The following is a 2,775-nucleotide window of genomic DNA, read 5'->3' on the forward strand; positions in this document are numbered from 1 at the left end:
GGCGTTCTTATGGGGGAAAAGGCCTCTTTCATGGGGCGGGACGGGACCGGTAGCGACGCCTTGAATCGGGACGAGAGGGGCGACGCGGCCGATCTCGTTGAGATTGCAGGCGCCATCAAATGGTTCGACGTGGCCAAGGGCTACGGTTTCATTCTCCCTGATGACGGCTCTTCAGGCGATATCCTCCTTCACGTGACCTGTCTTCGCAAGGACGGCTTCCAGACGGCTCTGGAAGGCGCGCGCGTCGTTTGCCTCGTCAAGCAGGGCGAGCGCGGCTTGCAGGCGTTCCGCGTCCTCTCGATGGATGTCAGCACGGCGATCCATCCCGCTGAAATGCAGGATCAGCGCACGCATGTCTCGGTCACGCCGGAAAGCGGTCTCGAACGGGCGCTGGTCAAATGGTTCAACCGAACCAAGGGGTTTGGCTTCCTGACAAGGGGCGAGGGCACCGAGGACATTTTTGTCCATATGGAGACGCTGCGCCGCTACGGCATCACCGAACTCAGGCCCGGTCAGGTCGTGCTGGTCCGTTTCGGGCGTGGTGACAAAGGCCTTATGGCTGCCGAAATTCACCCTGATATGGGGACCTTGCCGGTCTCGCACTAAGGCGTGTTGATATTCAGGTGAGGCTGGCCTGCAAATGGCGATTTCCTGCGCTTCCGGTGCTCACGTACTTTGAGTACGCTCCGCTCCGGTTCTCGGAAACCGTCATTTTCGACTCAGCCTGACCTGAATCTCAACACACCTTAGGACGATCCCGGCCGAGGACTTCGAATGGCTCACAGGAACTGGCTGACGGCGAGCGCGCTCTGCGCCGCAATTGCCGTCATCGTCGCCGCCGGCGCTTTCTTCTATTCGCAGCAGCCGACCTCGGCCGATGGCCGGGCGATGATCCTTCCCATCGATCCGCAGCCGCTGATCGCGGTGACGAAGGGCGGGGAACGCTCCTTCTCCATCGAGGTCGCCGACACCTCCGCCGAGCGCGAGGCCGGCCTGATGTTTCGCGAACAGATGGCCGACGATCACGGCATGCTGTTCGTGTTCGAGGCGCCCAGGGAAGTGAATTTCTGGATGAAGAACACGCCGCTGCCGCTCGACCTGATCTTCGTCGGCCAGGACGGCAAGATACGGGCGATCAAGCAAGGTGAGCCACAATCCGAGGCGATCATCTCGCCCGGCGTGCCGGTGCGTTTCGTCCTTGAGCTGAAGGCGGGCACGGCTGCCAGGGACGGCATCGAGGATGGCGACCTGTTGCGCCACCCGGCAATCGGCGGGAACAAATGATTCAGCCGATGCAGATCTTTTCCCATGACGGCTTTGACCTTGCCTTCCTCGATCGCCAGCCGGCGTCGGGCGAGGGCGATCCGGTGCTGATGATCCACGGCTTTGCCTCCAGCCACTACGTCAACTGGGTGTCGCCTGGCTGGTTCAAGACGCTGAACGATGCAGGCTACCGCGCCATCGCCCTGGACAATCGCGGCCATGGCTCTTCGTCGAAGAGCTACGAAGAGGCCGACTATACGCCGGACCGGATGGCCTCGGACGCTGCGGCCCTGCTCGACCATCTCGGCATCGAACGCGCCCATGTCATGGGCTATTCGATGGGCGCGCGGGTGTCGGCGTTCCTGGCGCTCTCCGACCCCGACAAGGTGGCGACACTGGTGTTCGGCGGCCTTGGCATCGGTCTGGTCGATGGCGTCGGCGACTGGGATCCGATCGCCGATGCGCTGCTGGCCGAGGATCCGGGCACGATCAGCCATGCGCGCGGCCGCTCGTTTCGCGCCTTCGCCGACCAGACCCGAAGCGACCGGCAGGCGCTCGCCGCCTGCATCGTCGGTTCCCGCGCGTCGATGAGCGAGGACGATGTCGCGCGCATTGCCCAGCCGACCCTGATTGGCGTGGGGACCAGGGACGACATCGCCGGCTCGCCGGACGAACTGGCCGCCTTGATGCCGAACGCCAGGGCATTTCATATCGAGGGCCGCGACCACATGCTCGCTGTCGGCGACAAGAGCTTCAAGCAGCGGGTTCTGGAGTTCTATGCGGAGAATCCGCTCTGAGGGCGCCCCTCAGGATATGTCGCAGCAGCGCTCAAGCCTCCAGCGCCTTGAGCGAGCGCGCCATATTTTGCCTGGCCTGCGCTTCGAACCGCTGCCGGAACTCCTCGGTGTGGAAAATATGCGGGCGGGCGAGGAAGGTCTTCAGGACCGCGCCGCGGCCGGCGCGCCACATCGGCTCCTCGACCCAGCCATACTCCTTGCGGACCGCTTGCTCATAAGCGTCGAAGGCATCCGGCGTCGCACCCAGGATCGCCAGGTCCATGTCGAGGAAAAGCGCTGGATCGCGGATGAAATCCCCATCGCCAGAGCTTTGAAGGCTGGGCAACTCGTGCGTGGCGGTGGCTGATATCATCGCCGCGATGCGCTCCATGCGCGCCGCATCGGTGCGGCCGGCGAGTTTTGCCTCGGCAAGTGCCGCGCTCCTGGCCTCATTGTCCTTGGCCCGGCTGTCATAGATGGCGTCGTGGAACCAGATCGCCGCTTCGACGGCCTCGGGGTCGTTCAGTAAGGCCCGATAATCGCCGGCCAGCGCCAGCATCGCCTCGATATGGGCGAGATTGTGATAGTGACGGCTCTCTGCCTGATACAACGCGGAGAGTTCGCGTTTCAGCGGTTCGTCGATCAAGGGTTCGTTTTCCATGGCCGCTTGATTTTCCGTGAACCAAATCCATTTGACACAGCACTAAGGAAAATTGAGTTCACCCGTGCTATGATC

4 protein-coding genes are annotated in these 2,775 nt (G+C 62.9%); 3 read left to right on the top strand and 1 reads right to left on the bottom strand.

What is annotated here, in order from left to right:
• Positions 1-9: 9 nt before the first annotated feature.
• The 3 genes from CN311_RS31585 (at position 10) to CN311_RS31595 (ending at position 2,060) form a co-directional block, all read left to right on the top strand.
• The gene (locus tag CN311_RS31585; protein ID WP_097577476.1) at positions 10-606 is read left to right on the top strand and encodes a cold-shock protein; all 597 of its coding nucleotides are present in this window, start codon (positions 10-12) and stop codon (positions 604-606) included.
• A 168-nt stretch (positions 607-774) separates the two neighbouring features.
• A complete protein-coding gene (locus tag CN311_RS31590) occupies positions 775-1,284 on the top strand; it encodes a DUF192 domain-containing protein (protein ID WP_097577477.1) in 510 nt (169 codons plus the stop codon).
• Positions 1,285-1,292: 8 nt separating this feature from the next.
• Complete coding sequence (locus CN311_RS31595; RefSeq protein ID WP_097577479.1) at positions 1,293-2,060, top strand: alpha/beta fold hydrolase; 768 nt, start codon at positions 1,293-1,295, stop codon at positions 2,058-2,060.
• A gap of 31 nt (positions 2,061-2,091) precedes the next feature.
• Here the strand turns inward: CN311_RS31595 and CN311_RS31600 are convergent, their stop codons facing one another.
• Positions 2,092-2,700: an HD domain-containing protein gene (locus CN311_RS31600; protein ID WP_097577478.1), complete on the bottom strand. Its 609-nt coding sequence runs from the start codon at positions 2,698-2,700 to the stop codon at positions 2,092-2,094.
• Between the last annotated feature and the right edge of the window lie 75 nt (positions 2,701-2,775).

Origin of the sequence: Mesorhizobium sanjuanii (genome assembly GCF_002529485.1) — a bacterium.
GTDB lineage: Bacteria > Pseudomonadota > Alphaproteobacteria > Rhizobiales > Rhizobiaceae > Mesorhizobium > Mesorhizobium sanjuanii.

Excerpts from the sequence above, each read along its gene's own strand:
- CN311_RS31585 (WP_097577476.1), top strand. The coding sequence starts at position 10 with ATGGGGGAAAAGGCCTCTTTCATGGGGCGGGACGGGACCGGTAGCGAC.
- CN311_RS31600 (WP_097577478.1), bottom strand. The coding sequence starts at position 2,700 with ATGGAAAACGAACCCTTGATCGACGAACCGCTGAAACGCGAACTCTCC.
- CN311_RS31595 (WP_097577479.1), top strand. The coding sequence starts at position 1,293 with ATGCAGATCTTTTCCCATGACGGCTTTGACCTTGCCTTCCTCGATCGC.
- CN311_RS31590 (WP_097577477.1), top strand. The coding sequence starts at position 775 with ATGGCTCACAGGAACTGGCTGACGGCGAGCGCGCTCTGCGCCGCAATT.